General features: G+C 38.9%; 4 protein-coding genes and 1 pseudogene. All 5 read right to left on the bottom strand.

Annotation, left to right across the window (positions count from 1 at the left end; all coding sequences use genetic code 11):
• Nucleotides 1-2399 (bottom strand): annotated as a pseudogene (locus O3627_RS09990) (hypothetical protein); the annotation flags it as partial.
• Nucleotides 2400-2831: 432 nt separating this feature from the next.
• The gene (locus O3627_RS09985) at nt 2832-3629 is read right to left on the bottom strand and encodes a formate/nitrite transporter family protein (RefSeq protein WP_011836917.1); all 798 of its coding nucleotides are present in this window, start codon (nt 3627-3629) and stop codon (nt 2832-2834) included.
• A gap of 114 nt (nt 3630-3743) precedes the next feature.
• Complete coding sequence (gene mmuM, locus O3627_RS09980) at nt 3744-4691, bottom strand: homocysteine S-methyltransferase (RefSeq protein WP_011836916.1); 948 nt, start codon at nt 4689-4691, stop codon at nt 3744-3746.
• Nucleotides 4692-4754: 63 nt separating this feature from the next.
• Nucleotides 4755-5453, bottom strand: coding sequence for a glucosaminidase domain-containing protein (locus tag O3627_RS09975; protein ID WP_002900426.1), 699 nt, complete (start codon nt 5451-5453; stop codon nt 4755-4757).
• 147 nt (nt 5454-5600) lie between these two features.
• On the bottom strand, nt 5601-6188 hold the full coding sequence (gene yihA, locus O3627_RS09970) for a ribosome biogenesis GTP-binding protein YihA/YsxC (RefSeq protein WP_002900427.1): 588 nt from the start codon (nt 6186-6188) through the stop codon (nt 5601-5603).
• Nucleotides 6189-6190 lie beyond the last annotated feature (2 nt).

The following is a 6190-nucleotide window of genomic DNA, read 5'->3' as shown; positions in this document are numbered from 1 at the left end:
CCCTCTAATATATTATTTTGCTTGTCTCCTTGGACATTATCATCTCCACCGGAAGCCATAACAAAAGCTTGCTTTTCCGTCGCCTGTAAACTTTCGCCCTTATCACTACCCATTACGACCTCTCCGGCTCCTATCATAATAGCCTTTAGGTAGTCATGAGACATAGAACCAAAGTAAGTCTTAAAGTCCTGATAACCACTGATTCCCTGATTCTCCATGTGTTTAAGATAGCCTGCTACATCGCCCAGCTGGATTCCATCTTTAACCTTCAGATAGCCCGGCAATACCGACTTGAGAAGCTCAAGATCAATGACCTTATCTTCTTTAACCTGTATAAGAGGTGCTACACCAGAGAGGTGGCTGCTGCTCATCATAGCATAATAATAATAATCCACCATCTTTTGATAAAGATCTTTGAGAATTGATGCTGAACTTGCGTGTGGATTAGCCCCAGAAGTCCCAGTATAATCGCGTCCTAGGAGAGCTTCTATAACCTGAAGCTGTTTTGCATCCATAGCAGTTCCTCGACTGTTTGAGGCAGTATTTTGAGCTCCTGCCATCTGAATCAGGATACTTTCAACTAGCTGACGTCTCTCTACTACATCGCGAGACAAGATAAATCGACCAACCTTATCCTTGAGTTGACCTGTAACATCCATTGCCATCGCCCGATGGAGAGATGGCATATTACCCGAACCAGCTACATTTGGCAAAAAGCGGACTTCCAGCGGAATAACAATATCATTGAGTATCTTAGTATCGTAACCTCTCTTCTTAACCCAATATTCGGTAGCATCTCCAGTCTCGCCATTTGTCTTAATAAACTTAGCGCTATTACCGAAAATAACTTCCTCGTGACCACCCAATTGACTCTTTTGGTAGTTAAGCTGAATAGCGGCTACCCCTGCTTGTGATAAGCTACGTAGCTCTTCTTTTTCAGAAATACCATTTTGGTTAACATCTTGCCAAACTTGAAGACGACTGTAATTAGCATCTTTATCATCAATGACATTATCACCATTTGTATCTTGCTCAATCAACGCCTCAAAACCAAATCTTGCAAGTTTACCATTAGCTAAACGATAGCGATCCCCAAAAAGCTCATTACCATCGTTAATCATACCATCCCCATTTTTATCTAGAACCAATAGAGCATCGTCACCTTGAATCCAATTGATTCGCTCAGCGAAACCATTTCCATCTAAATCAAAATGCACCCCCTTATCCAAAGAAGTTGGCTTGAATCCATCACCCGATAAATCAAGAACAAGGGGATCAAGGTTGGGAGTTTCAGAGGCTTTATCAGCTTGGGAATCCCAAAAATCTGCTGCTGCTTTACGACCTAATTTTTCAGCCAATGTTTCCAGAAGTTCCTGTAAAAAAAATAACCCTAAAATATTATTTGCTAACTCAATTCTGCTTTTAGCATCAACTTTAAAAGCAAACATTCCAAACAATTGCTCCAAATATTTACTTATAACACCTATTGACTCTATAAACTTACCCCTATCATCACCTTTATATTCATAGACTCTTTTGACATCCTCATTCCCCTCAGTTATAGTTCCATAAATATTTAACCCTTCAAAAAAATTAATACTTGATTTTCCTTTAAAAATATCGGGAAGATATTTTTCTGGTATTGTCACTGCTATATCATCAAATTTTTTTTTCACATCATCAATAAATTGACCGACTTTTCTACCTGCAGGTCCAAACACTCCGCCGATATCATTTAAACCAAGTCCTTTCTCAATTTCTACATCTGACTCAAAATTAAAAATTCCTTTAGTACCTTTTTCAATGATTTCACCTAGTTCATAAACTTTTTTAGCAAACTCACTAATCCCATTTAAGATATTTTCTATATTTACATCTGATTTTGATGATTTCTTATTAGATTGTTTAGGGTTTTTCTTTTGTCTTGGATTATCTTCATTTTTTTCAGGAATCGGAGGTACATAAGGATTGGAATCGGGACTGGAAAATTGACGATAAGTTTTAAGGAGATAGTATACTTCTCCATCAGTTGGTGTAGACTGCTCGTTTCCTGAGATATTGGACGAGCTGTTTTCTTCTTCCAATTCTCTCTCGCCGTCAATAGCAACAGAATCTTTAATCGGATCTGTGATTGGTTTGACATTAGCAATGACACTAGCCTTGATAACTGGAGGTTTTGCAGGCTTAACTTCAGCAACCACACTAACCTCGTTTCTTGTGACATCTTCAATTGAAGAAATAGATGTCTTTTTACTTTCACTATTATTCTGCTCTACAATTCCGCTAGCAATTGCTCTTTTCAGCATATTTTGCAAAGCTAAATCAAAAAGTCTGCTATCATTGACTCCATCCTGTTTTAAATCCTCTTTAAGCACTTGCGACATTTTACCATCTGCCATCATTTTACTCCTTATATAATTTGTTGGTATAATACTATATATGGCAAGTAAGAATCTCGGCCTTGGATGCCATCTCGTTTTTATGATAGATAATCGAAAAAACAAAGAGAATAAAAGAGTTAGGAAAATAGATTATCAACAGAACCTTTTATTTAATCGCATCAGGTGATTGAAATATTACTTTTCAAAAAAACGTCAGTTATCTTTATATAGTATCATTGTCAGTATAACAAAAAATAACTTAACCTGTCAATCGCTTTTTTATCATACTATCTTTTTCCAAAATTTTATTAGGTTTACAAAAAAATCTCTGCTGGTTGAAACTGAGCTAAATCTGTTAAACAAACAAATAACAATGGGTTATCAAATTTGTCCACAAGGTTCTATTTATTTAAGGAGACATCAAAAAAAGGATTCGAAAATCCTTTTTTGTCAGTCCACATAATTACTTTCTTCCTTATTAAACCAAGCGTATGGCAAACCTATGAGTAGGCCACCACCGATGAGGTTACCGATAAAGGTTACGCCCCAGTGGCGTAGGATATTTCCAATACCAAAATTTTGCACTTCCGCTGCTGCTGAGCTGAATTTCACGATGGCAAAGGAAGCAAAGTTAGCAGCCAAGTGTTCGTTAGTCAGGAATACAAACATATAAATGGCTGATATAACTAAGAAGAGCTTAGCTGTACTATCCTTGACCAAGACGAAGGAAAGAATAGCGATATTAACAAAGATATTGGCTAACACTCCCTCGAGCAGAATCAGCTCATTAGATCGAGCAAGCTTCATCTGCACAACACCAGAAATGAAACTATCTTTGCTAAGCCCTGCATAAGCAGCCGAGTTAGCAAAGAGCCAGCCGGCAATCAAAGCGCCAATCAGATTGAAAAAGGTACAATAAAGCAAAATCATCAAGGCTTTTTTCCAGTCGATCTTCTTCAAAAAAGTACCAGCAGTCAGAAACATCATATTGGAAGTCACCAACTCTGCATTTAGAAAGACAATGTAAGCCAATCCCCAAGCAAAGATGAAAGGAAAGAGAAAACGCCCAGTTCCTGGAACAATCTTATTTGCCAAATCTGCCGCAATAGCTCCAGCCCCAGTACTAAAGGTTAGGAAAGCTCCAGCAAAGATGGAACGAACAGCGTACTTGGCCTTGCTTGTATCAAACAAAGCTTCTTTCTTGCGGCAAGCTGCTTCAATTTTAGGGATAAATGTCGATTCAGGCATAAAAAATTCTCCTATTAATTTAAACTATGTATAGTATATCACAAAGTTCTTTCTTTTGATAGCGTTTTCTAGAACCTTTTTAAATTTTCTAAAAAAGGATTGAAAAATAACTTTTCAATCCTTTAATCCTCTTGCTAACTGAGCAATATCTTCTGGCTGTGTTCGACAGCAACCACCAAAAAGCCGTACACCTTGATTTTGCCAAAGTTTGCTATTTTCCAGCAAGCTCCGCTCCTGCTCTGGATCATTATGCCATATCTTGGTCAAGCCATTATAAGTTTCGCCAGAGTTTGGATAGGTCAGAAAAGGTTTGTTGCACACTTGTCTAAGCCCATCTAATAACGGAGCAATTAAATGTGGAGCTGTACAGTTAAAACCAACTGTCAGGACTTGTGGGCTTTCTTGAGCCAAGTTTCCTAATTCCTCAATCTTAGTGCCATCTGATATAGCATTCTCCGACTGGGCGACAAAGGACAAATAAGCCTCAGCTTGCGGAAATTCCTCAGCTAAAAGTCGGAGGATTGCTTCCGCTTCTGCTCCATTTGGAATCGTTTCAATAGCTAACAAGTCACTCCCAGCTTCCAATAAAGCTTGGATGCGTGGACGGTGAAAATCTTGAAACTCTTCTTCACTCAGCTGGTAGTCTCCCGTATACTCCGAACCATCAGCTAAATAGGCAGCATAAGGCCCTACCGATCCTGCAACCAGAAGACGGGGTCTCTGGTTCTTCTCTTCTGGAGATAAGGCTTGCCAGGTATTTTCGATTGCCTTCCGTGCTAAGAAGACTGTCTCTTTCAAAAGATCATAAGACTTTTCAGGAGTTAGTCCAGCCTCGACAAAAGCTGGAATACTGGCCTGATAACTGGACGTAGTGATGATATCACTGCCAGCTCTCACATAGCTTTCATGCACATTTTGAATAATCTGAGGCTGGTCTAATAGGTATTGAGCGGACCAAAGCTTACCAGATACATCATAACCCAGGCTTTCCAACTCTGTACCCAAGGCTCCGTCTAAAATAATAATTTCTTGCTTGTCAAGCAAATCTTTAAATTTTCCCATGAAATACTCCTAAAATCTACGATTAAACATAAAAAGAGGTCTCCCTCTTTTTTGTTTTCTAAATTAAAATCTATTCGCCCAGGCAGTATCGACATCCAAGATATCTTGAGTAGTGTATTGCTGACGATAAGGATTGTAAACGATATAGCCAGCTCCAGACTCATAGAGTGGTGAATCAAAGCGAGTCAAATCATATTTTTCAATAATATAATTCAATTTAGTATTATAGCTAGTATCTGTAGCATAGACACCAGTCAGGGCAGCTGTTGCATCCTGATAGGTTGGCGCATTACTCTTCCATGCGCCTGCAAAATGCCCCTGTTTGAGAACCGTAACATAGTCTTGCAGAGACTCTACATAGCTAGGATATGAACGGAAACTATCGTTGATGGTATAAGCATTTCCCTCTCCATCATCTTCCCAAGTCTCCATATTAGCAGACTGACCATCATAGTTACCTTTGATACCGAAAAGGTTATAATGAGGTTCACCTGACAGACCAGACTGTCCTGAGCCACTTTCTAAAATAGCCTGGGCAATCATAACAGAAGCATAAAGATCGTTGTCCTGTCCCAACTGGCGCGCTGGCTCACCGATTTGTGAGATGAAATAGTCTGTTTGATTCATAGGCTGCTGGTCGCTATTATTGGCACTAGCAGGATTAATATGCTTTGCCAAGACGAAACCAACAGCAATCGTCGTCGTCATGATGAATAAAGCTGAAAGGATTCTCTTACCTTTTTTTGAAATTCTCTTTTTCACAGCACTTCTCCTGAATAAGATGTTAATGATACCATTGTAACATACTAAAGATTAAAAAAACACTATTGATAATTTACAAGTATATGACATTTTTCGTTTTATTTCAAAAAATCCAACTCAAAAACAAGTTGGATTTAATTCGCATTATTAAATTTTTGACAAAATCGCGTCCCAAGCGGCATCTAAGCCATCCTTGGTGACTGAGGAAAAAAGAATGAAATCATCATTTCTGTCAAAGTCCAGCTTTTTCTTAATAGCTGACTCGTGCTTATTCCATTTTCCGCGAGGGATTTTATCAGCTTTGGTTGCAACCAAAATAACTGGAATGTCATAATATTTCAGAAATTCATACATCTGCACATCATCTGCGCTAGGATCATGCCGAAGATCAACAAGGCTGACAACCGCTCTGAGATTTTCACGACTAGTCAGATATTCCTCAATCATCCGGCCCCATTTTTCACGCTCTTTTTTGGAAACACGGGCATAGCCATAACCTGGCACATCAACAAAACGCAGCTTATCATCAATGTTGAAAAAGTTTAGCAGCTGCGTTTTTCCAGGTTTTCCTGAAGTTCGCGCTAAATTTTTACGATTGAGAAGTGTATTGATGAAGCTGGACTTTCCAACATTGGATCGGCCAGCTAAAGCAATCTCTGGAATATCGTCTTGAGGGTAATGCGATTTATTGGCTGCGCTCAGCAAAATCTCTGCGTTGTGGGTATTGATTTCCATAA

This window comes from Streptococcus sp. 27098_8_82 (genome assembly GCF_041431615.1).
GTDB classification, from domain to species: Bacteria; Bacillota; Bacilli; order Lactobacillales; family Streptococcaceae; genus Streptococcus; species Streptococcus sanguinis_K.
This window is presented reverse-complemented; position numbering and strand designations above follow the sequence as displayed.